At 63.7% G+C, this 21,129-nt stretch carries 17 protein-coding genes, 5 tRNA genes and 1 pseudogene; 7 read left to right on the top strand and 16 right to left on the bottom strand.

Annotation, left to right across the window (positions count from 1 at the left end; all coding sequences use genetic code 11):
- From rpoB to ACFPFG_RS20645, 14 genes are all read right to left on the bottom strand, one after another.
- Positions 1 to 4,113 (bottom strand): DNA-directed RNA polymerase subunit beta, encoded by a 4,113-nt coding sequence (rpoB, locus tag ACFPFG_RS20710; RefSeq protein ID WP_197954621.1) that lies wholly within the window; start codon positions 4,111 to 4,113, stop codon positions 1 to 3.
- 276 nt (positions 4,114 to 4,389) lie between these two features.
- Complete coding sequence (rplL, locus tag ACFPFG_RS20705) at positions 4,390 to 4,767, bottom strand: 50S ribosomal protein L7/L12 (protein WP_012202441.1); 378 nt, start codon at positions 4,765 to 4,767, stop codon at positions 4,390 to 4,392.
- 37 nt (positions 4,768 to 4,804) lie between these two features.
- On the bottom strand, positions 4,805 to 5,332 hold the full coding sequence (rplJ, locus tag ACFPFG_RS20700; RefSeq protein WP_012202440.1) for a 50S ribosomal protein L10: 528 nt from the start codon (positions 5,330 to 5,332) through the stop codon (positions 4,805 to 4,807).
- Positions 5,333 to 5,558: 226 nt separating this feature from the next.
- Positions 5,559 to 6,254, bottom strand: coding sequence for a 50S ribosomal protein L1 (gene rplA, locus ACFPFG_RS20695; RefSeq protein ID WP_013800271.1), 696 nt, complete (start codon positions 6,252 to 6,254; stop codon positions 5,559 to 5,561).
- Complete coding sequence (gene rplK / locus ACFPFG_RS20690) at positions 6,255 to 6,686, bottom strand: 50S ribosomal protein L11 (protein ID WP_012202438.1); 432 nt, start codon at positions 6,684 to 6,686, stop codon at positions 6,255 to 6,257.
- A gap of 140 nt (positions 6,687 to 6,826) precedes the next feature.
- Entirely contained in the window at positions 6,827 to 7,411 is a 585-nt protein-coding gene (gene nusG, locus ACFPFG_RS20685; protein WP_012202437.1) for a transcription termination/antitermination protein NusG, read from the bottom strand.
- Positions 7,411 to 7,794, bottom strand: a complete 384-nt coding sequence (gene secE / locus ACFPFG_RS20680) for a preprotein translocase subunit SecE (RefSeq protein WP_012202436.1) — start codon at positions 7,792 to 7,794, stop codon at positions 7,411 to 7,413. Before secE ends, nusG begins: the two co-directional genes overlap by 1 nt.
- An 86-nt stretch (positions 7,795 to 7,880) precedes the next feature.
- A tRNA-Trp gene (locus ACFPFG_RS20675) sits at positions 7,881 to 7,956 on the bottom strand.
- Between the two features lie 9 nt (positions 7,957 to 7,965).
- A complete protein-coding gene (gene tuf, locus ACFPFG_RS20670; protein ID WP_013800270.1) occupies positions 7,966 to 9,156 on the bottom strand; it encodes an elongation factor Tu in 1,191 nt (396 codons plus the stop codon).
- Between the two features lie 78 nt (positions 9,157 to 9,234).
- A tRNA-Thr gene (locus tag ACFPFG_RS20665) sits at positions 9,235 to 9,309 on the bottom strand.
- 43 nt (positions 9,310 to 9,352) lie between these two features.
- Positions 9,353 to 9,426, bottom strand: a tRNA-Gly gene (locus ACFPFG_RS20660).
- A gap of 55 nt (positions 9,427 to 9,481) precedes the next feature.
- Positions 9,482 to 9,567, bottom strand: a tRNA-Tyr gene (locus ACFPFG_RS20655).
- Positions 9,568 to 9,658: 91 nt separating this feature from the next.
- Positions 9,659 to 9,734 (bottom strand) — tRNA-Arg (locus ACFPFG_RS20650).
- Positions 9,735 to 9,814: 80 nt separating this feature from the next.
- A complete protein-coding gene (locus tag ACFPFG_RS20645; RefSeq protein WP_183020370.1) occupies positions 9,815 to 10,447 on the bottom strand; it encodes a TetR family transcriptional regulator in 633 nt (210 codons plus the stop codon).
- A 192-nt stretch (positions 10,448 to 10,639) separates the two neighbouring features.
- Here ACFPFG_RS20645 and ACFPFG_RS20640 point away from each other — a divergent pair, with 192 nt between their 5' ends.
- The 4 genes and pseudogenes from ACFPFG_RS20640 to ACFPFG_RS20625 all read left to right on the top strand — a co-directional run.
- The gene (locus ACFPFG_RS20640) at positions 10,640 to 11,932 is read left to right on the top strand and encodes an efflux RND transporter periplasmic adaptor subunit (protein WP_183020369.1); all 1,293 of its coding nucleotides are present in this window, start codon (positions 10,640 to 10,642) and stop codon (positions 11,930 to 11,932) included.
- A gap of 15 nt (positions 11,933 to 11,947) precedes the next feature.
- Complete coding sequence (locus ACFPFG_RS20635) at positions 11,948 to 15,103, top strand: efflux RND transporter permease subunit (protein ID WP_380108053.1); 3,156 nt, start codon at positions 11,948 to 11,950, stop codon at positions 15,101 to 15,103.
- Positions 15,096 to 16,547, top strand: a complete 1,452-nt coding sequence (locus ACFPFG_RS20630) for an efflux transporter outer membrane subunit (RefSeq protein ID WP_183020367.1) — start codon at positions 15,096 to 15,098, stop codon at positions 16,545 to 16,547. Before ACFPFG_RS20635 ends, ACFPFG_RS20630 begins: the two co-directional genes overlap by 8 nt.
- Before the next feature lie 218 nt (positions 16,548 to 16,765).
- Positions 16,766 to 17,296, top strand: a pseudogene (locus ACFPFG_RS20625) (c-type cytochrome); the annotation flags it as partial.
- A 57-nt stretch (positions 17,297 to 17,353) separates the two neighbouring features.
- Here the strand turns inward: ACFPFG_RS20625 and ACFPFG_RS20620 are convergent.
- Positions 17,354 to 17,905, bottom strand: coding sequence for a DUF2946 family protein (locus tag ACFPFG_RS20620; RefSeq protein ID WP_012202364.1), 552 nt, complete (start codon positions 17,903 to 17,905; stop codon positions 17,354 to 17,356).
- 5 nt (positions 17,906 to 17,910) lie between these two features.
- On the bottom strand, positions 17,911 to 18,897 hold the full coding sequence (locus tag ACFPFG_RS20615) for a YheT family hydrolase (protein ID WP_380108051.1): 987 nt from the start codon (positions 18,895 to 18,897) through the stop codon (positions 17,911 to 17,913).
- A gap of 148 nt (positions 18,898 to 19,045) precedes the next feature.
- Here ACFPFG_RS20615 and ACFPFG_RS20610 point away from each other — a divergent pair, with 148 nt between their 5' ends.
- From ACFPFG_RS20610 to ACFPFG_RS20600, 3 genes are read left to right on the top strand one after another with little or no spacing between them, the layout of a single operon-like run.
- Positions 19,046 to 19,633, top strand: a complete 588-nt coding sequence (locus ACFPFG_RS20610) for a LemA family protein (protein WP_012202362.1) — start codon at positions 19,046 to 19,048, stop codon at positions 19,631 to 19,633.
- Between the two features lie 9 nt (positions 19,634 to 19,642).
- Positions 19,643 to 20,551, top strand: coding sequence for a TPM domain-containing protein (locus tag ACFPFG_RS20605; protein ID WP_380110310.1), 909 nt, complete (start codon positions 19,643 to 19,645; stop codon positions 20,549 to 20,551).
- 1 nt (position 20,552) lies between these two features.
- A complete protein-coding gene (locus ACFPFG_RS20600; protein ID WP_012202360.1) occupies positions 20,553 to 21,095 on the top strand; it encodes a TPM domain-containing protein in 543 nt (180 codons plus the stop codon).
- Positions 21,096 to 21,129 lie beyond the last annotated feature (34 nt).

Genomic DNA, 21,129 nt, shown 5'->3' with positions numbered 1-21,129 from the left:
TTAAGAACGCTCAAGCTCGATGTCGAGGCCCAGGGAGCGGATTTCCTTGACCAGCACGTTGAACGACTCGGGCATGCCTGCCTCGATGGCGTGCTCGCCCTTGACGATGGATTCGTACACCTTGGTACGGCCCACCACGTCGTCGGACTTCACGGTCAGCATTTCCTGCAGCACATAGGCGGCGCCGTAAGCTTCCAGCGCCCACACTTCCATTTCCCCGAAACGCTGGCCACCGAACTGGGCCTTGCCGCCCAGCGGCTGCTGCGTCACCAGAGAGTACGGACCCGTGGAGCGGGCGTGCATCTTGTCGTCCACCAAGTGGTGCAGCTTCAGGTAATGCATGTAGCCGATGGTGGTCGGACGCTCGAAGCGGTCGCCGGTGCGGCCGTCATACAGGTAGGCCTGCGTGCGCGACTCGGTCAGCCCCTTGCGCTGGGCCAGCTCCTCCGGATATGCCAGATGCAGCATGTCCTGGATTTCCTGCTCGGAAGCGCCATCGAACACCGGCGTGGCAAACGGCACGCCCGTGGTCAGCGCCTGCGCCATGGACACGATCTCCTTGTCCTCGAGCTGCGTCAGGTCTTCCTTGCGGCCGCGCGAGTTGTAGATCTCTTCCATGAAGGAGCGGATCTCGGCAGCGCGGGCTTCCTGCTGCAGCATGTCGCCGATGCGCTGGCCCAGGCCCTTGCCGGCCCAGCCCAGATGCACTTCCAGCACCTGGCCGATGTTCATACGCGAAGGCACGCCCAGCGGGTTCAGCACGATGTCGGCAGTGGAGCCGTCGGCCATGTAGGGCATGTCCTCGACCGGAACGATCTTGGAGACCACGCCCTTGTTGCCGTGGCGGCCGGCCATCTTGTCGCCGGGTTGCAGGCGGCGCTTGACGGCCAGGTAGACCTTGACCATCTTGAGCACGCCAGCGGGCAGCTCGTCGCCCTGGGTGAGCTTCTTGCGCTTTTCTTCAAAAGCCAGGTCGAAGCTGTGGCGCGTCTGCTCCAGCGAGTTCTTGATGGACTCGAGCTGGGTGGCGACTTCGTCCTCTGCAGGACGGATGTCGAACCAGTGGAACTTCTCCACGCCGTCCAGGTACGCCTTGTCGATCTTGGCACCCTTGGCCAGCTTCTGCGGGCCGCCGTTGGCCACGCGGCCATTGAGCAGCTTTTCGATACGGTCGAAGGCGTCGGCCTCGACGATGCGCAGCTGGTCGTTCAGGTCCAGGCGGTAGCGCTTGAGCTCATCGTCGATGATCTGCTGGGCGCGCTTGTCACGCTGGATGCCTTCACGGGTGAAGACCTGCACGTCGATCACGGTGCCTTGCGAGCCCTGGTCCACGCGCAGCGAAGTGTCCTTCACGTCGGAAGCCTTCTCGCCGAAGATGGCGCGCAGCAGCTTCTCTTCAGGCGTCAGCGTGGTCTCGCCCTTGGGCGTGACCTTGCCGACCAGCACATCGCCGGGCTGCACTTCCGCACCCACGTAGATGATGCCGGACTCGTCCAGGCGGTTGAGCTGCTGCTCGGACAGGTTCGGGATGTCGCGCGTGATTTCCTCGGCACCGAGCTTGGTGTCGCGGGCCATCACCACGAGTTCTTCGATGTGGATCGAGGTGTAGCGGTCCTCGGCCACCACCCGCTCGTTGATCAGGATCGAATCCTCGAAGTTGTAGCCGTTCCAGGGCATGAACGCGATCAGCATGTTCTGACCGATGGCGATTTCGCCCAGGTCGGTCGATGCGCCGTCGGCCACCACATCACCCTTGGCCAGCTTGTCGCCACGCTTGACGATGGGACGCTGGTGGATGTTCGTGTTCTGGTTGGAACGCTGGTACTTGATGAGGTTGTAGATGTCCACGCCGACTTCGCCGGCCACGGCTTCAGCGTCGTTCACGCGGACCACGATGCGGGTTGCATCGACATAGTCCACGATACCGCCGCGGGTAGCCGTCACCACGGTGCCGGAGTCCACTGCCGCCACGCGCTCGATGCCCGTGCCCACCATGGGCTTTTCGGGACGCAGCACAGGCACGGCCTGACGCGACATGTTGGCGCCCATCAATGCGCGGTTCGCGTCATCGTGCTCCAGGAACGGAATCAGCGAGGCAGCCACCGACACGATCTGTGCGGGCGACACGTCCATGTACTGAACGCGCTCGGCCGACACCAGGGTCGAATCACCCTTTTCGCGGGCCGACACCAGGTCGCCGGTCAGGCGGCCTTCGGCATCCAGATCGGCATTGGCCTGGGCGATGATGTACTTGCCTTCCTCGATGGCCGACAGGTAGTCGATCTCCATCGTGACCTTGCCGTCCGCCACCCGGCGGTACGGCGTCTCGATGAAGCCATACTCGTTCAGGCGGGCGTACAGGGCCAGCGAGTTGATCAGGCCGATGTTCGGGCCTTCAGGCGTTTCGATGGGGCAGACGCGGCCGTAGTGGGTCACGTGCACGTCGCGCACTTCGAAGCCCGCACGCTCGCGGGTCAGACCGCCCGGGCCCAGGGCCGAGACGCGACGCTTGTGCGTGATTTCGGCCAGAGGGTTGGTCTGGTCCATGAACTGCGACAGCTGCGACGCACCGAAGAATTCCTTCAGGGCGGCCGAAATCGGCTTGCTGTTGATCAGGTCATGGGGCATCAGCGGCTCTTGCTCAGCCTGGCCCAGACGCTCCTTCACGGCCTTCTCGATACGTGCCAGGCCCGTGCGGTACTGGTTCTCGGCCAGTTCGCCCACGCAACGCACGCGGCGGTTGCCCAGGTGGTCGATATCGTCGACTTCGCCCTTGCCGTTGCGCAGATCCACCAGGATCTTGACCACGGCCAGGATGTCCTCGTTGGACAGCACCATGGGGCCGGTGGCGCCATCGCGGCCGACCTTGGCGTTGAACTTCATGCGGCCCACGCGCGACAGATCGTAGGTGTCGGCGTTGTAGAACAGGCGCTGGAACAGGGCCTGGACGGCGTCTTCGGTCGGCGGCTCGCCGGGGCGCATCATGCGGTAGATGGCCACGCGTGCGGCGAACTCGTCCACGGTTTCGTCGGTGCGCAGGGTCTGCGAGATGTAGGCGCCCTGGTCCAGCTCATTCGTGTAGATGCACTGCAGATCCTGGATGCCGGCGCTGCGCAGCTTCTTGAGCAGGGACTCGGTCAGCTCTTCGTTGGCCTTGGCGATGATCTCGCCCGTGTCCGGATCGACGATGTTCTTGGCGACCACGCGGCCGATCAGGAAATCTTCGGGGACGCTGATGAACTTGGTGCCCGACTGCTCCAGCTCACGCGTGTGGCGAGCGGTGACGCGCTTGTCCTTGGCGACCACGACCTTGCCCGACTTGTCGGTAATGTCGAAGCGCGCGACTTCGCCGCGCAGGCGCTCGGGGACGAACTCCATCTGCGCGCCCGAATCCATGAGGCGGAAGTTGTCGTTGACGAAGAAGTTGGCCAGGATCGATTCCGGCGTCAGGCCGATGGCCTTCAGCAGAATGGACACGGGCATCTTGCGGCGACGGTCGACGCGGAAGAACAGCAGGTCCTTGGGGTCGAACTCGAAGTCCAGCCACGAGCCGCGGTAAGGAATGATGCGTGCCGAGAACAGCAGCTTGCCCGAACTGTGGGTCTTGCCCTTGTCGTGCTCGAAGAACACGCCGGGCGAGCGGTGCAGCTGCGAGACGATGACGCGCTCGGTGCCATTGATGATGAACGAGCCCTTTTCGGTCATCAGGGGCACTTCGCCCATGTAGACCTCTTGCTCCTTGACTTCCTTGACCACCTTGGACTGCGAGGTCGAAGACTCACGGTCATAGATGATCAGCTGGACCTTGGCGCGCACGGCGGAGGCGAACGTCAGACCACGGGTCTGGCACTCGCGCACATCGAAAGCAGGCTTGGCGAGGTTGTACTCGACGAACTTCATCTCCACAAAACCGTTGTGGGAGACGATGGGGAAGGCGGAGTTGAAGGCCGCTTGCAGGCCTTCGATGGTGCGTTTTTTGGGGGCTACATCTGACTGCAAGAATGCGGTATATGCATCTTTTTGCATCTGCAGCAGGTAAGGCACTTCGAGCACGCTGTCGCGGCTCCCGAAGCTTTTGCGGATTCGCTTGCGTTCGGTGTAAGAATAGGCCATGAGATCTCCGGGCAAAGACATGAGTCCTGGGTCTGCGACGACTGCCCCACATGGAAAGCTCCCTGCGGGCTTGGCGGTTGGCCACTACCAACCATGGCTGACGGCGATGCGTTGCACATCGCCCGAACCAAGGCATCTTCTGCTGTCGGGTTGTCAGAAGACACTAAAAAACAGACTGTTCTGACTGCTTTTTAGTGTGCTCTATGGATCAGCGCTCCACAAGCGCCAAAGGCTGGAGGCCCTTTTTCGGAGCCTCCAGCCCTTGAGGGGACTGAATTACTTCAGTTCAGCCTTGGCACCGGCTTCCACCAGCTTCTTCACAGCGGCTTCAGCGTCAGCCTTGGCAACGCCTTCCTTGACGTTCTTGGGAGCGCCGTCGACCAGGTCCTTGGCTTCCTTCAGACCCAGGCCGGTGATTTCACGCACGGCCTTGATGACGGAAACCTTGTTCGCGCCGGCTTCGGTCAGCACAACGTTGAACTCGGTCTTTTCTTCTGCAGCAGCAGCGCCGCCAGCAGCGCCGCCAGCAGCGGGAGCAGCCATAGCGGCAGCGCTCACGCCAAACTTCTCTTCAATGGCCTTCACCAGGTCATTGAGTTCCAGGACCGTCATGCCGTCGAGCGCGGTCAGAAATGCGTCTTTATCGAATGCCATTTTGATTTCCTAACAATATTGGTTAACTGCCGCGCGCTCAGGCTGCGACTGCTTCGGCTGCCGGTTCTTCGGCAGAGCCTTCGCTCTTCTTTGCCGCCAGGGCGCCCAGCACAACGGCCGTACGCGAGATAGGCGACATCAGCAAGCCACACAGTTGTGCCAGCAGAACTTCCTTCGAGGGGATGTTCGCCAGTTGCTTCACACCGTTCACGTCCAGGGCCTTGCCTGCAAACGCACCACCGCGGATCACCAGCTTGTCGTTGGTTTTCGCGAAGTCGGCCACCACCTTGGCGGCGGCCACTGCGTCTTCAGAGAAGCCATAGATCAGAGGGCCGGTCATCTGGTCGGCGACAACGTCAAACTGGCTGCCAGCCACAGCACGGCGGGCCAGCGTGTTCTTCAACACGCTCAGGCTCACACCCTTGCTGCGAGCATCAGAACGCAGTTTGGTCATGTCGGCGACCGTGATGCCGCGGTATTCCGCGATCACAAGCGTTTGAGCTTTTGCGGCGAGGCTGGTCACTTCATTGATGACCGCTTCTTTCTCACTGCGATTAAGACTCAAGGTCTACTCCTTCAAATGCGCACTCGGGGCAAGCCCCTCATGCGCGCTCTTGTTGCAGCGACCAACTGTTTTGGAAATGCATCCATCTGCAGCGGGATCGCCATCTGCGTTGGCCCCGGGGGTTTAAGTGCCGCAAGGCACACCAACGGTCTTGGATGACCCGGCGCATCGCTGCACCGGCCCACCACTGAGGCACCCCGGAAGGTGTCTCAAGATTTCTTGGCTATCAGGCCGAGATGGTTTGCGTGTCGACGCGAACGCCCACACCCATGGTCGACGAAACAGCGACCTTGCGCAGGTACAGGCCCTTGCTCGAAGCGGGCTTGGACTTGTTCAGGGCGTCGATCAGCGCAGCCAGGTTGCCTTGCAGCTTCTCGTTGTCGAACGAGCGACGGCCGATGGTGGCGTGGATGATGCCGGCCTTGTCGACGCGGTATTGCACCTGACCAGCCTTGGCGTTCTTCACAGCCGTGGCCACATCGGGAGTCACCGTGCCAACCTTGGGGTTGGGCATCAGGCCGCGCGGGCCCAGGATCTGGCCCAGCGTACCGACGACGCGCATGGCGTCGGGGGCAGCGATGACCACGTCGAAGGGCATGTCGCCAGCCTTCACGCGGGCAGCCAGGTCGTCCATGCCGACCACGTCGGCGCCGGCAGCCTTGGCTTCTTCAGCCTTGGCGCCTTGGGCGAACACGGCCACGCGGGCAATCTTGCCGGTGCCATGGGGCAGCACGACAGCGCCGCGAACCACTTGGTCAGACTTCTTGGCGTCCACGCCCAGTTGCACGGCCACGTCGATGGATTCATCGAACTTGGCGGTGGCAGCGTCCTTCACCAGCGCGACTGCGTCAGCGAAAGCGTACAGCTTGGTGGACTCCACCTTGCCCTGGAGAGCCTTTTGCTTCTTGGTCAACTTGGCCATTTACACGCCCTCCACAATCACGCCCATCGAGCGAGCCGAACCAGCCAGCGTGCGCACGGCGGCGTCAACGTCAGCAGCGTTCATGTCCTTCAGCTTGGTGTTGGCGATCTCTTCCAGCTGAGCGCGGGTGATCTTGCCGACCTTGTTCTTCAGGGGGTTGGAAGAACCCTTGTCCAGCTTGATGGCCTTCTTGATCAGCACAGTCGCCGGAGGCGTCTTGATGATGAAGGTGAAGCTCTTGTCCGCGAAGGCCGTGATGACCACGGGCAGGGGCAGGCCGGGCTCGACACCTTGGGTCTGGGCGTTGAACGCCTTGCAGAATTCCATGATGTTGAGGCCGCGCTGACCCAGCGCAGGACCGATCGGAGGAGAGGGATTGGCCTTACCAGCTGGCACTTGCAGCTTGATGAAGCCGACGATTTTCTTCGCCATTGAATGCTCCTTGCGGGTATAGCGCCGTCGGCCCAACCAACAACAGTTGCAGCCGACAGCTCCCCGGGGGTTAAAAGACTCTTGTGAGAACGCCCTGCACCAAGCCTAAAAATGCAGAGCCAGAGATTGTAAGCGGTAACTCAGGTTTTTTCAACCTGGGCAAATTCAAGCTCGACCGGCGTGGAACGACCGAAGATCATCACGGAGACGCGCAGACGGCTTTTCTCGTAGTTGACCTCTTCGACGGAACCGTTGAAGTCCGTGAACGGACCTTCCTTGACACGCACCAGCTCGCCGGGCATGAACTCGACCTTGTGGCGCGGCTTTTCCGTGCCTTCCTGCATCTGGCTGACGATCTTGCGCACTTCCTCTTCGGAAATGGGCGCAGGACGGTTCTTGGCACCACCCACGAAACCCGTCACCTTGCTGGTGTGCTTGACCAGGTGCCAGGTATCGTCGTCCATGACCATCTCGACGAACACGTAGCCAGGGAACAGACGGCGCTCGGTGGTGCGGCGTTGGCCATTCTTCATTTCCACCACTTCTTCAGTGGGGACAAGAATGCGGCCGAACTTGGACTGCATGTCAGAGCGCGCGATGCGCTCGATGATGTTGCGCTCCACCGCCTTTTCCATGCCGGAGTAGGCATGGACGATGTACCAGCGCAGATCCGGATTGGCAGGCGCTGCCCCTCCGTCGTTCACACCTGTTTCGACAGCATCCATTACTTCCTCCAGCCCAAAATCAGGTCGTACAAGACCCACTCAAGCGTCTTGTCCGTGAACCACAGGAACAAGGCCATGATGACGACAAAGCCGAAGACGTACAAGGTCATCTGCATGGTTTCCTTGCGCGTCGGCCAGACGACCTTCTTGACTTCGCGCCAGGCATCCTGGGCAAAGCTCACGAAACGCTTGCCGGGCTCGGAAACAAGGAACGTGCCAGCAGCTGCAGCCAGGCCGACCAGCAGCACCAGCCACTGGACGATGGGCCCTTGCTTGCTCAGCAGATAGAAACCTGCGATCGCAGCAACGACTAAAGCCGCGACTGCGGCAAGCTTGGCTTTGTCAGCTCCGGAGCTGACCGTTTCAACCTGAGTAGTGGCCATAATCCATTTCTAATGCGCATCTTTTGCGCAACGCCAAGACACCGAAGCCCGCTTTGGGGCGGGCTCGTTGCGATTCCACCATCAGGTGGCAGGGGCAGTAGGAATCGAACCTACAACCTTCGGTTTTGGAGACCGACGCTCTGCCAATTGAGCTATACCCCTACGAATCAATTAGGCAATGATCTTGGCAACCACGCCAGCGCCCACGGTACGGCCACCTTCGCGGATAGCGAAGCGCAGACCTTCTTCCATGGCGATGGGGGCGATCAGCTTGACGGTGATCGACACGTTGTCGCCAGGCATCACCATTTCCTTGTCGGCGGGCAGCTCGATGGAGCCGGTCACGTCGGTCGTACGGAAATAGAACTGGGGACGGTAGTTGTTGAAGAACGGAGTGTGGCGACCACCTTCGTCCTTGGACAGCACGTACACCTCAGCCGTGAAGTGGGTGTGGGGCTTGATGGAGCCGGGCTTGCACAGCACTTGGCCGCGTTCCACGTCTTCACGCTTGGTGCCGCGCAGCAGCAGGCCCACGTTGTCGCCAGCCTGGCCTTGGTCCAGCAGCTTGCGGAACATTTCCACGCCGGTGACGATGGTCTTCTGGGTGTCGCGGATACCGACGATTTCGATTTCTTCGCCGACCTTGATGATGCCGCGCTCGATACGGCCAGTCACCACGGTGCCACGGCCAGAGATCGAGAACACGTCTTCCACGGGCATTGCGAAGGCACCGTCCACAGCGCGCTCGGGCGTGGGGATGTAGGAGTCCAGGGCTTCAGCCAGGCGCAGGATGGCGGGTTCGCCCTTGTCGGACTGGTCGCCTTCCAGGGCCAGCTTGGCCGAGCCGCGGATGATGGGGGTGTCGTCGCCGGGGAAGTCGTACTTGGCAAGCAGCTCGCGCACTTCCATTTCGACCAGTTCCAGCAGCTCTTCGTCGTCCACCATGTCGCACTTGTTCAGGAACACGATGATGTAGGGCACGCCCACCTGACGGGCCAGCAGGATGTGCTCGCGGGTCTGGGGCATGGGGCCGTCAGCGGCCGAGCACACCAGGATGGCGCCGTCCATTTGAGCAGCGCCGGTGATCATGTTCTTGACGTAGTCGGCGTGGCCGGGGCAGTCAACGTGAGCGTAGTGGCGACCTGCCGTTTCGTACTCGACGTGGGCGGTGTTGATCGTGATGCCGCGCGCCTTTTCTTCAGGTGCTGCGTCGATCTGGTCGTAAGCCTTGGCTTCGCCGCCGAACTTCTTGGACAGAACGGTAGCGATAGCAGCCGTCAGGGTCGTCTTGCCGTGGTCCACGTGACCGATGGTGCCAACGTTGACGTGCGGCTTGGTACGCTCGAATTTTGCTTTAGCCATTTTTCCGACTCCGAAAAAAATCTAAATCACTACAACAGGATTTGGCGCAACCCCATCTAGCGAGCGCACCAGAGATAATGGTGCCCATGGGCAGGATCGAACTGCCGACCTCTCCCTTACCAAGGGAGTGCTCTACCACTGAGCCACATGGGCCTTGAGGCTGCCGAAGCAATCTCAAAAAACTTTGCTCGCCAACTGGAGCGGGAGACGGGAATCGAACCCGCGTCATTAGCTTGGAAGGCTAGGGTTCTACCATTGAACTACTCCCGCACAGATTGACTGCACGTCGCCATCTTTTCAGATGACTTCTCTTCTTCACCATTACTGGTGGAGGGGACTGGATTCGAACCAGTGTAGGCGTAAGCCAACAGATTTACAGTCTGCCCCCTTTAGCCACTCGGGCACCCCTCCGAAGAGATTTGAATTCTAGCACCGTTTTTTTCGTCAGAAAAATTTCAGTGCATTTTTTTCTCAGGCCACCAAGGCGATCCAAGAAAAATTGTGGTGCGGCTGGCGGGGATCGAACCCACGACCCTTGGCTTCGGAGGCCAATACTCTATCCACTGAGCTACAGCCGCTCAGGGCATCGCTGCCCTGCACAAGCCGAGCATTGTCGCATGACTTTGCCCCGGCACGTCCAAGCCCCCAGGACCCGGCGCTATTGCACCTGCGGCACCGTGAAGCCCAGCCCTCGCAGACAGACATCCACCGCCTGCGCGCCCACCTGCTTGAGATCAAAGGCCCTGCCCAGCAGCCAGCTCTGCAGCAGGCCATCGAACATGGCGCACAGCGCTATCGATGCCTGGCGAGCCGGCATGGACATGGTCACTGCATGGCTTTCTGCGGCAGCGCGCAGGGCCAGCTCCAGTTGCGCGGAAAAAGAGTCCAGCGCGGCACGGTTGCGCTCCTGCACGGGCATGAGCTCACCCACGTACTCGACCTTGAGCAGCAGGATCTCGAAGACGCGCCGCGTGCTGTCGTCATCGGCGATGCGCCCGAAGACCACCCCCATCAGGCGCCGCACATATTCCAGTGCGTCGCACTCCGAATCGTCCTCGCAGTCGCTGTAGGCCGCCTGCTCCAGCGGGAGCGTGACGCGGTCCAGCATGGCGTAGAAGAGATCCAGCTTGTCCTTGAAATGCCAGTAGACCGCACCGCGCGTGGCGCCGGCCCGCTGGGCAATCTCGTTGAGCGAGGCCCGGGCAACACCCTGCTCGTAGAACACTTGCTCCGCAGCGTCCAGCAGACTGTTGCGCGTTGCAAACGCATCTTCTTTCGTTCGTCGTGCCAAGATGTATTTCCCTCCATCGTTGAGCCCGGCCATGCCACGCTACGCCATGCTTCGCGCCGCCTTGCAGCAACTGCGGTCATTATACATTCATGTATGTATGTATAATCCGCGACTTGCCCGTGGACACGGGCGTTCCGGATAGCGCTGACCGGAACGTCAACATCGTTATTTGATTCAGCACAAGGACCCATCATGCCCAGCACACGCAGCAATGTGTCAGCCGCTCCGTCCCCTTACAGCAGTCTGCGCCTCACCACCGTGGCCCTGGCCGTCACTGCCGCAATGGCCATGGCGGCCTGCGGGAAAAAGCCCGAAGAAAAAGCTGCCGCGCAGCAGCAGATGCCCGCCGTGCCTGTGGGCGTGGTGGTCGCCACGCCCGCCGATGTGGGCCTTGTGACCGAACTGCCCGGCCGCGTGGACGCACGCCGGGTGGCCCAGATCCGCGCCCGCAGCGCCGGCATCGTGCAGGAACGCCTGTTCCGGGAAGGCAGCGATGTGAAGGCCGGCCAGTTGCTGTACCGCATCGATCCCGCGCCCTACCAGGCCACGCTGCAAAGCGCCAAGGCCACGCAGGCCCGCGCCGAGGCCAACCAGGCCCAGGCACTGGCACAGCTGGAACGCTATCGCCCGCTGGTTGCCGCCAACGCCATCAGCAAGCAGGATTTCGTCAACGCCGAGGCGGCCTACAAGCAGGCCCAGGCCGATGTGGCGGTCGGCAAGGCGTCGGTGCGCACGGCCGAGATCAATCTGGGCTACACCAACGTCACGGCCCCCATCTCCGGCCGCATCGGCCAGTCGCTGGTGACAGAAGGCGCGCTGGTCGGCCAGGGCGAGGCGACTCCGCTGGCCGTGGTCCAGCAGATCAATCCTGTGTATGTGAATTTCACCCAGTCGTCCAGCGAGGCCTTCCGGCTGCGCCGCGCGATGGAGCAGGGCAAGCTCAAGAAGGCCGATGGCGCCGAGGCTGCCAGCGTCGAGGTGCGCCTTGACGACGGCACGGCCTATGAGCTCAAGGGCAAGCTGCTGTTCACCGACCTGACCGTGGACAGCTCCACCGGCCAGGTCACGCTGCGCGCCGAGGTGCCCAATCCCAAGGGATTGCTGCTGCCCGGCATGTATGTGCGTGTGCGCATGGAGCAGGCCCAGGCGTCCAACGCCATTGCCGTGCCCCAGCAGGCGGTGACACGCACCGAAACCGGCGACACCGTGAGCGTGGTCAGCGATGACGGCAAGATCACCAAGCGCCCGGTGAAGGTGACCACGGCCCAGAACAACCAGTGGCTGGTCAGCGAAGGCCTGCAGGCGGGCGAGAAGGTCATGGTCGACGGCTTCCAGAAGCTGCAGATGCTGCCGCCCGGCACGCCGGTCAAGCCCGTGCCCTGGCAGCCCGAGGCCGCAGGTGCCCAGAAGCCGGCCGGCGCGGCAGCGCCAGCCCCGCAAGCCGCAGCCGATGCCAAGCCTGCGGACCAGGCAGACAAGAAGTAATCAAGGGGCTCAGCAATGGCCAAGTTCTTTATCGACAGACCGATCTTTGCATGGGTCGTCGCGCTATTCATCATCGTCCTCGGTGTTATTGCGCTGACCAAGCTTCCGATCGCTCAATACCCCAAGGTGGCTCCTCCGGCCATCGTCATCAACACCGCCTATCCAGGCGCGTCCGCGAAGGTGCTCGAAGACAGCGTGCTGTCCGTGATCGAGCGCGAGATGAACGGCTCGCCCGGTCTGGTCTACATGGAGTCGGTGGCCCAGGCCGATGGCACGGGCAGCATCACCATCAGCTTCGAGGCCGGCACCAACGTGGACCTGGCGCAGGTGGACGTGCAAAACCGCCTCTCGCGCGCCACGCCACGCCTGCCTGCATCCGTGACGCAGCAGGGTGTGCGCGTGGACAAGGCGTCGTCCAACTTCCTGCTGTTCATCATGCTGTCGTCCGAGGACGCCAAGGCCTATGACACGGTGGCCCTGGGCGACTATGCCTCGCGCAACATCGTTCCCGAAATCCAGCGGGTGGCCGGCGTGGGCCAGGCCCAGCTGTTCGGTACCGAAAAGGCAATGCGCATCTGGTTCGATCCCGCCAAGCTGCAGGGCTACAAGCTCTCGGCCGAGGACGTGACGGCTGCCATCCGCAGCCAGAACGCCCAGGTGGCCAGCGGCGCCATCGGCGACCTGCCCAACATCACGGGCCAGAAGATCGCCGCCACGGTGACGGTGATGGGCCAGTTGTCCTCGATCGGCCAGTTCGAGAACATCGTGCTGCGCGCCAATGCCGATGGCTCCACCGTGCGCCTCAAGGACGTGGCCACCATCGAGATCGGCGGCCAGGCCTATGCGACATCCGCCCGCCTGAACGGCAAGGATGCCGTGGGTATCGGCGTCCAGCTGACGCCCAGCGGCAATGCGCTGGCCACGGCCAAGGCCGTGCATGCGCGCATGGAGGAGCTGCAGAAGTTCTTCCCCAAGGGCGTGAAGTACTCCATTCCCTACGACAGCTCCAAGTTCGTGAGCATCTCCATCGAGAAGGTCGCCCACACGCTGCTGGAAGCCATCGTGCTGGTGTTCCTGGTGATGTACCTGTTCCTGCAGAACTGGCGCTACACGCTGATCCCGACCATCGTGGTGCCCATTGCACTGCTGGGCACCTTCGCGGTCATGCAGGCCGTGGGCTTCTCGATCAACGTGCTGGCCATGTTCGGCATGGTGCTGGTCATCGGCATCGTGGTGGACGACGCCATCGTGGTGGTGGAGAACGTCGAGCGCATCATGAGCGAGGAAGGCCTGCCGCCACGTGAAGCCGCGATCAAGGCCATGGGCCAGATCTCGGGCGCCATCGTGGGCATTACGCTGGTGCTGATCGCGGTGTTCATACCGCTGGCCTTCTTCGCGGGGTCCACCGGCAATATCTACCGGCAGTTCTCCATCGTGATGGTGGCCTCCATCAGCTTCTCGGCCTTCATGGCGCTGACGCTGACGCCCGCGCTGTGCGCAACGCTGCTCAAGCCTGTGGAAGCCGGTCACAACCACGAGAAGAAAGGCTTCTTCGGCTGGTTCAACCGCACGTTCGCACGCTCGGCCAAGTCCTACGAAGGCTGGGTGGCCCGACTGCTCAAGCGCTCGGTGCTGATGATCGGCGTTTACCTGGCCGTGATCGCCGGTGCCGTGGTGGTGTTCCGTGGCCTGCCGACCTCGTTCCTGCCGACCGAGGACCAGGGCTACTTCATCGTCAACGTGCAGCTACCCCCTGGCGCCGCCAAGGAGCGCACGCTGGAGGTGATGAAGCAGGTGGAAGAAGCCGTGCTGCCGCAGCCCGAAGTGGCCAACATGGTCAGCGTGCTGGGCTTCAGCTTCTCCGGCCAGGGCCAGAACGCCGCCCTCGCCTTCGTGCCGCTCAAGGACTGGTCCGAGCGCAAGGGAGCGAACTCCACGGTGGACGCCATGACGGGCCGCATCATGGGCATGACGTCGGGCATCCGCGATGCCTTCGTGTTCGCCGTGAACCCGCCGCCCATTCCCGAACTGGGCAACGCCGTGGGCTTCTCGTTCCGCCTGCAGGACCGTGCCGGCCATGGCCACGACGCGCTGATCAACGCCCGCAACATGTTGCTGGGCATGGCCGGGCAGAGCAAGGTGCTGGCAGGTGTACGCCCCGATGGCCTGGAGGACGCTCCCCAGCTGCGCATCGAGATCGACCGCGACAAGGCCAACGCCCTGGGCGTGGACTTCACCTCGATCAATGCCACGCTGTCCACCGCGCTGGGCTCGTCCTATGTCAATGACTTCCCCAACCAGGGTCGTCTGCAGCGCGTGATCGTGCAAGCCGATGCTCCGGCCCGCATGCAGCCCGACGACCTGCTGCGCCTGAACGCGCGCAATGCCAAGGGCGACCCGGTGCCGCTGTCCACGTTCGCGACCACCAAGTGGGTCAAGGGCGCGCAGCAGACGGTGCGCTACAACGGCTACCCTGCCGTGCGCATCGAAGGCTCGGCCGCCCCGGGCTTCAGCTCGGGCGATGCCATGGACGAGATGGAAAAGCTGGCTGCCAAGCTGCCCGAAGGCTTCGGCTTCGAGTGGACCGGCCAGTCGCGTGAGGAAAAGCTGGCGGGCTCGCAAGCCATCTTCCTGTACGCCTTCGCCATCCTGGCCGTGTTCCTGTGCCTGGCCGCCCTGTACGAGAGCTGGTCGATTCCGCTGTCGGTGATTCTGGTCGTGCCGCTGGGTCTGCTGGGCGTGGTGCTTGCCACCTTGCTGCGCAACTACTCCAACGATGTGTACTTCCAGATCGGACTGGTGACGGTGATCGGCCTGTCGGCGAAGAACGCGATCCTGATCGTGGAATTCGCCAAGGACCTGCAGGCCGAAGGAAAGGGACTGATCGAGGCTGCGCTGGAAGCCGCCCACCTGCGGTTCCGCCCCATCATCATGACCTCGCTGGCCTTCGGCCTGGGCGTGGTGCCTCTGGTGATCGCCACGGGCGCCAGCTCGGCCAGCCAGCGTGCCATCGGCACCGGCGTGCTCGGAGGCATGATCACCGGCACCGTGCTGGCCGTGCTGTTCGTGCCCACCTTCTTCGTCGTGGTGCGCAAGCTGTTCAAGGGCAAGATCAAAACGCACAACCCGCCGTCCACTCCGGCCGGCAAGGAGGCCTTGAGCCATGATTAATCGCAGTACCCCGGTGGCCATCGCCACCGCCGTGCTCCTGGCGGGATGCTCGCTCATCCCCACCTACGAGCGCCCTGCCGCTCCGGTCGCGGCGCAGTACACCCGCGCGAACGCCACCGCTGCGGCGGAAGGCGGCACGGCTGCAGCGCAGCTGCCCTGGCAGGATTTCTTCCAGGACGCACGCCTGCAGCAGCTGGTTCGCACCGCGCTGGACAACAACCGTGACCTGCGCGTGGCCGCGCTCAACATCGAGCGCGCCCAGGCCCAGTACCGGATCACGCGCGCCGACCAGTTCCCGACGGTGGGTGCCGGCGTCAACGCCAGCCGCGCCCCGAACACCACGGGCTCGGGCACCAAGTACGTCAACAGCTACCAGGTGGGCCTGGCCGTCACCTCGTGGGAGCTGGACTTCTTCGGCCGCATCGGCAGCCTGAAGGAAGCCGCCCTGGCCCAGTACCTGGCGACCGAGGAAGCTCGCCGCGCCGCGCAGACCAGCCTGGTGGCCGCCGTGGCCAGCGGCTGGTATACGCTGCTGGCCGACGAGCAATTGCTGAAGATCTCGCGCGACACGCTGCAGACCCGTGAAGAGTCGATCAAGCTGACCAAGCTGCGTTTCGACACGGGCGTGGCGTCCGAGCTGGACTACCGCCAGGCCGTCTCGCTGACCGAGGCTGCGCGCGCCACGCTGGCGCAACAGCAGCGCCAGCGCGCCCTGGACGAGAACGCCCTGGTGCTGCTGCTGGGCCAGGCGCTGCCAGCGGACGTGCTCGCCAGCCTGGGCTCCAGCCAGGGACTGCGCGACACGGCCGACCTGCCCGCCGTGCCGGCCGGCCTGCCTTCGGACCTGCTCACGCAGCGCCCCGACATCCGTCAGGCCGAGCAGCAGCTGATCAGCACCAACGCCAACATCGGTGCCGCGCGTGCCGCCTTCTTCCCGCGCATCACGCTGACGGGGCAGTTCGGCACGGCCAGCAACGAGCTGTCGGGCCTGTTCAAGAGCGGCAGCTGGGGCTTCACCCTCGCGCCGTCCGCCCTCCTGCCCATCTTCGATGCGGGCCGCAATTCGGCCAATCTGGCTGCGGCCAAGGTCGAGCGCGAAGTGGCGATTGCCCAGTACGAGAAGTCCATCCAGAGCGCCTTCCGCGAGGTCTCCGACGCACTGGACAGCCAGGGCACGCTGCGTGACCAGATCATGGCCCAGCGCGCCCAGCTGGAAGCCGAGCAGGCACGCCTGAAGCTGTCCGACCTGCGCTACAGCAACGGCGTGGCCAGCTACCTGGACCTGCTCGATGCGCAGCGCACCCTGTTCGCGCTGGAGCAATCCACCGTGAGCGTGCGTCTGGCGCAGCTGCTCAACCAGATCGAGTTGTACAAGGCACTGGGCGGCGGCTGGACCGACAGGACGGCGACAGCAGCGGCAGCCACACCAGCGCCCGCGCAGTAAGACCCAAGGCCGGTATCTGCCGCGCCAACCGCACAGAGGTGTTCTCCGCAAGGTGAACACCTCTTTTTCATGGCGCGCGGAAAGCATTTGCCATTTGCTTGATCCATCTCATGGCATATGTGCGCCCCAGGTCAACCCGGGTCTGCGCGCAGTGTCTGCAAGAGGCCCGTCGATATAATTTGTTGTTGACTCACGCCCCCACAACACAAGAGGACTTCATGAGCGCAACCCACACCGAAGAAGCCCATACGGGCCCGATCAAGAACCCCAGGCAGCTGCTGATGGCGGTGTTTTTCTCGTTCGTGGTTCCGGTGTTCGTGATCATCGGCCTCGTGCAATACGTGAGCTCGGCCGACAAGGCCGGCGCCGGCGCTTCCCAGACCGAAATGGCCAAGGCCCAGCGGCTGCAGAAAATCGGCCTCGTGGAAATCAGGGATGCCAATCGCCCGCTGCGCTCGGGTGAAGAAGTCTTCAAGGGCCAATGCGCGGCCTGCCATGCCACAGGTGCCGCAGGTGCTCCCAAGTTCGCGGATGCCGCGGCCTGGGGCCCGCGCCTGGCACAAGGTCTGGAAGGCCTGGTGCACTCGGCCCTCAAGGGCAAGGGAGCGATGGCGCCCCAGGGCGGCGGCGATTTCAACGACACCGAAATTGCCCGTGGCGTGGTCTACATGGCCAATGCCGCAGGTGGCAAGTTCGAGGAGCCCAAGGCCCCGGCCGCAGAAGGCGCCGCAGCAGAAGGTGCAGCGGCACCCGCCAACTGAGCAAGGCCCAGGATGTCTGGCACCAACCGGCTTCGGCCGGTTTTTTCATGCCCGGGCCGGACTGCGCACAAAACCGTAGCGTTGCGGCAACGTCTGTGCCGGCACCTCTTCACAGGCAGGCAGCATGCCGGCGTCCAGCGCGGCAGCGGCATCGACCATGTCCTGCGTATGGACCAGGCCCAGGCCGGAGGGCATGGCCAGATACAGGCGCCCTGTCTCATCCATCAAAACCTCCTTGATGTCTGCGGCCTGCAGCTCTGCCCCTGTGTGGCTGTGCATCTGCAGGCGCTCGCCATCCCAGCGCAGCCGCCATATCCAGGGTGTGCTTTCCAGTTCCACATACACGCGCTGGGGACCATTCTGGAAAAACCACCGACCGTCGGGCTCGGCAAGATAGTTGCGGGCGATGAAGTCCGCCAGCTTTTCGTTGCGCACCTCCGCGCCCTTGGCTCCCGGGATGCCGCTGTCGAAAGCGCCGCAAGCCTGGGCCTCTTCATCGCGCAGATACCAGCGCCCGCGCTCGTCCAGCCCCAGCCAGCCGCTGCAGGCGGGCACATGGGGCCATTTGGCCATGGCCTGCTTCACGATATCGTCCATTGCATTCATCCTTGTTCGCTGTCTGCCAGCCATTGCGTGACGGCCTGCGGCATGGTCAGTACATGCCCTGGCCAATGTCCCTGTGCAAAACCCACATGACCGCCATGCGGCGGCTGCCACAGCGTAACCCGTGGGCCGACCTCGCCTGGCCCTGGCAGGCTGCATGCAGGGACAAAGGGATCGTCCAGCGCGTTGAGCAGCAGCGCGGGCACGGCAATGCTGGCCAGCACAGGCTTGGCTGCCGCCCGGCGCCAGTAGTCGTGCGCATCGAGAAAGCCATGCACGGGTGCCGTGAACGCGTCATCGAATTCCTTCAGATCGCGCGCGCGCACCGCAGCATCGCGGTCGAAGAGGCCGGGAAATTGCGCCCATTTGACCAGCGCCTTGGGCACCAGCGTGCGCAGGAACATGCGTGTGTAGATCCAGCGGTTCAGACCCTGCCCCAGCGCCATGCCACCAGCCGCCAGGTCCAGCGGCGCACTCACCGCCGCCAGGGCCTGGACCACCTCGGCCGCCTTGTCTGCCTGCAGACCGGCCCAGCGCGCAAGCGCATTGCCGCCCAGGGAAACGCCCACCACATGGAGCGGGCGGGAAGACCGTGCGCGCAGGCGGCGCAGTATCCAGTCCACCTCCTGCACATCGCCCGAGTGATAGGCGCGCGGCCCCCGGTTGACCTCACCGCTGCAGCCGCGAAAGTGCGGCACGGCCATGTGCCAGCCACGCTGCGCGGCCACCCAGGCCATGGCCTGGGCATAGTGGCTGTTCGACGAACCTTCAAGGCCATGGAAAAGCACCAGCCATGGCGCATCGGCAGGCAGGGTGGGAGCACCGCCGAAGGCGACATCGATGAAGTCGCCATCCGGCGTATCCCAGCGCTCCCAGCGCCAGGCGGGCACCGCCTGGCCCGCCGGCCGGCGGCGTGCGAACAGTGCCGGCCAGATGGTCTGGGCGTGCCCCCCGGGCAACCAGCGCGCCGCCGTGAATTCGTGCATAAAAGCCCTGTTAGCAGTCCTTGCCACACCGCTGCGCAATGGCCTTTGCCCTACAGGGCAGCAGGCCGGGCGCGCAGCACAATCGCCAGCATTGCGCATGCTTCGTGCGCGATACTGTTTTCCATTGTCGCTTTCAGGTTGCCATCTTATGAAACGTCTACTCGCCACGCTTGCCACCGTCCTGGCATTGACCGGCTGCGGCTACAACGATTTCCAACGCCTTGACGAACAGACCAAGTCGGCCTGGAGCGAGGTGCTCAACCAGTACCAGCGCCGTGCGGACCTGGTGCCCAACATCGTGGCCTCGGTCAAGGGCGAGGCCAATTTCGAGCAGGAAACCCTGACCAAGGTGGTGGAGGCACGCGCGAAGGCCACTTCCATCCAGGCCACGCCCGAGCTGGTCAACAATCCCGAGGCCTTCAACAAGTTCCAGCAGGCGCAGGGCGAGCTGTCCAGCGCCCTGTCGCGGCTGATGGTGGTGGCCGAGCGCTATCCCCAGCTGCAGGCCAACCAGGGCTTCCGCGACCTGCGCGTGACGCTGGAGGGCACGGAGAACCGCATCACCGTGGCGCGCAACCAGTACATCCAGGCCGTGCAGTCCTACAACGTGCTGGCGCGCAGCTTTCCGACCAATCTGACGGCCAAGGTCTTCAGCTACGAACCCAAGCCCAGCTTCAGCGTGCAGAACGAGGCCGAAATCTCCCGTCCGCCCACGGTGGACTTCGGCAACAAGTAAGCCGTGACCATGTCCCTGGTGCCACTGTGGCGCATGCTTTGCGCCCTTGTCCTGACCATGCTGCTGCTGCCCGGGAGCACGTTGGCGCAGGCGCCGCAGCCCGTGCCGGCCCTCTCGGCACGGCTCATCGACCAGACGGGCACGCTGTCGGCCAATGAGGCACGCGCCATTGAAGACAGGCTGCGTGGCATCGAACAGAAGTCGGGCTCGCAGGTCGTTGTGCTGATGGTGGCCTCCACCGCTCCCGAGGACATTGCCGCCTATGCCTGGCGCGTGGCCAGTGACTGGAAGATCGGCCGCCGCGACGTGGGCGACGGCCTGTTGGTGGTGATTGCCAAGAACGACAGGCGCATGCGCATGGAAGTGGCCCGCGCGCTGGAAGGCGCGATCCCCGACCTGGCGGCCGCGCGCATCATCGACCAGCAGATGGCACCACGCTTTCGCCAGGGGGACTATGCGGGCGGCATCACCGCTGCGCTGGACCAGGTGGCAGCGCGCATTGCGGGCGAGCAACTGCCGGCGCCCTCCTCCAGCCCCCAGTCTTCCAAAAGCCCGGACAGGGGCTTCGACATGGAAGACCTGATGCTGTTCTTCTTCTTCGGCGTGGCCGTGGTCGGCCCCATCCTGCGCTCGGTACTGGGCCGGCCACTGGCCTCCGTGCTGGCGGGGGCAGGCGCCGGCATTGCCGCCTATGTGGTGACGGCCAGCCTGCTCGTCGCCGCAGGAGCGGGAGTCGTCGCGCTGCTGTTCACCCTGCTGGGAAGCGGCCGCTCCGGCAGGGGTGGCGGCGGTGGATGGGGCGGTGGATGGGGCGGTGGTGGCGGCTTTGGCGGAGGCGGCGGCCGCAGCGGCGGCGGGGGCTTCAGCTCCGGCAGAGGCGGCAGTTTCGGGGGCGGCGGCGCCTCGGGGAGTTGGTGAGATGGCGGCTGCAATCACAGGCTTTGTACAGCGTCTGCTCCGGCTGCTGCGCCACCATTGGGCCGAAGGGCAGTTGCGCCGTGCACTCCCGCCTGAAAGCCTGGCGGAGCTGGAGCGCCTGATCACCATGAGCGAGCAGCGCCATACAGGCCAGATTCGCATCTGCGTCGAACCCGGACTGCCGCCCAGCTACCTGTGGCGCGACGCCACGCCGCGCGAGCGCGCCATCACGCTGTTCGGCAAGCTGCGCGTCTGGGATACCGAGCACAACAACGGTGCCCTGATCTACCTGCTGCTGGCCGACCACGCCATCGAAATCGTCGCCGACCGCGCCCTGGCGCGCACCCTGCCGGCGGAACAATGGCAAACGCTGATCAGCGACATGGGTGCCGCCTTTCAGGGCGGCCACTACGCCATGGGCATGACAGCAGCCCTGGAGCGCGTGAGCCTGCTGCTTGAAACCAACTTTCCGCGTGACCCGCTGCAGCCTGTGCACGATGGCAGCGACAATCTTCCCGATGCTGTCGTGATACAGCACCACTGAAAGGCAGGCACGCTGCGCAGGCCGGGCCGAGCCA

This window comes from Delftia deserti (genome assembly GCF_042653485.1).
GTDB classification, from domain to species: domain Bacteria; phylum Pseudomonadota; class Gammaproteobacteria; order Burkholderiales; family Burkholderiaceae_C; genus Comamonas; species Comamonas acidovorans.
This window is presented reverse-complemented; position numbering and strand designations above follow the sequence as displayed.

Excerpts from the sequence above, each read along its gene's own strand:
- rpoB (WP_197954621.1), bottom strand. The coding sequence starts at position 4,113 with ATGGCCTATTCTTACACCGAACGCAAGCGAATCCGCAAAAGCTTCGGG.
- rplL (WP_012202441.1), bottom strand. The coding sequence starts at position 4,767 with ATGGCATTCGATAAAGACGCATTTCTGACCGCGCTCGACGGCATGACG.
- rplA (WP_013800271.1), bottom strand. The coding sequence starts at position 6,254 with ATGGCCAAGTTGACCAAGAAGCAAAAGGCTCTCCAGGGCAAGGTGGAG.
- rplK (WP_012202438.1), bottom strand. The coding sequence starts at position 6,686 with ATGGCGAAGAAAATCGTCGGCTTCATCAAGCTGCAAGTGCCAGCTGGT.
- nusG (WP_012202437.1), bottom strand. The coding sequence starts at position 7,411 with ATGGATGCTGTCGAAACAGGTGTGAACGACGGAGGGGCAGCGCCTGCC.
- secE (WP_012202436.1), bottom strand. The coding sequence starts at position 7,794 with ATGGCCACTACTCAGGTTGAAACGGTCAGCTCCGGAGCTGACAAAGCC.
- tuf (WP_013800270.1), bottom strand. The coding sequence starts at position 9,156 with ATGGCTAAAGCAAAATTCGAGCGTACCAAGCCGCACGTCAACGTTGGC.
- ACFPFG_RS20640 (WP_183020369.1), top strand. The coding sequence starts at position 10,640 with ATGCCCAGCACACGCAGCAATGTGTCAGCCGCTCCGTCCCCTTACAGC.
- ACFPFG_RS20635 (WP_380108053.1), top strand. The coding sequence starts at position 11,948 with ATGGCCAAGTTCTTTATCGACAGACCGATCTTTGCATGGGTCGTCGCG.
- ACFPFG_RS20630 (WP_183020367.1), top strand. The coding sequence starts at position 15,096 with ATGATTAATCGCAGTACCCCGGTGGCCATCGCCACCGCCGTGCTCCTG.
- ACFPFG_RS20620 (WP_012202364.1), bottom strand. The coding sequence starts at position 17,905 with ATGGACGATATCGTGAAGCAGGCCATGGCCAAATGGCCCCATGTGCCC.
- ACFPFG_RS20615 (WP_380108051.1), bottom strand. The coding sequence starts at position 18,897 with ATGCACGAATTCACGGCGGCGCGCTGGTTGCCCGGGGGGCACGCCCAG.
- ACFPFG_RS20610 (WP_012202362.1), top strand. The coding sequence starts at position 19,046 with ATGAAACGTCTACTCGCCACGCTTGCCACCGTCCTGGCATTGACCGGC.
- ACFPFG_RS20605 (WP_380110310.1), top strand. The coding sequence starts at position 19,643 with ATGTCCCTGGTGCCACTGTGGCGCATGCTTTGCGCCCTTGTCCTGACC.
- ACFPFG_RS20600 (WP_012202360.1), top strand. The coding sequence starts at position 20,553 with ATGGCGGCTGCAATCACAGGCTTTGTACAGCGTCTGCTCCGGCTGCTG.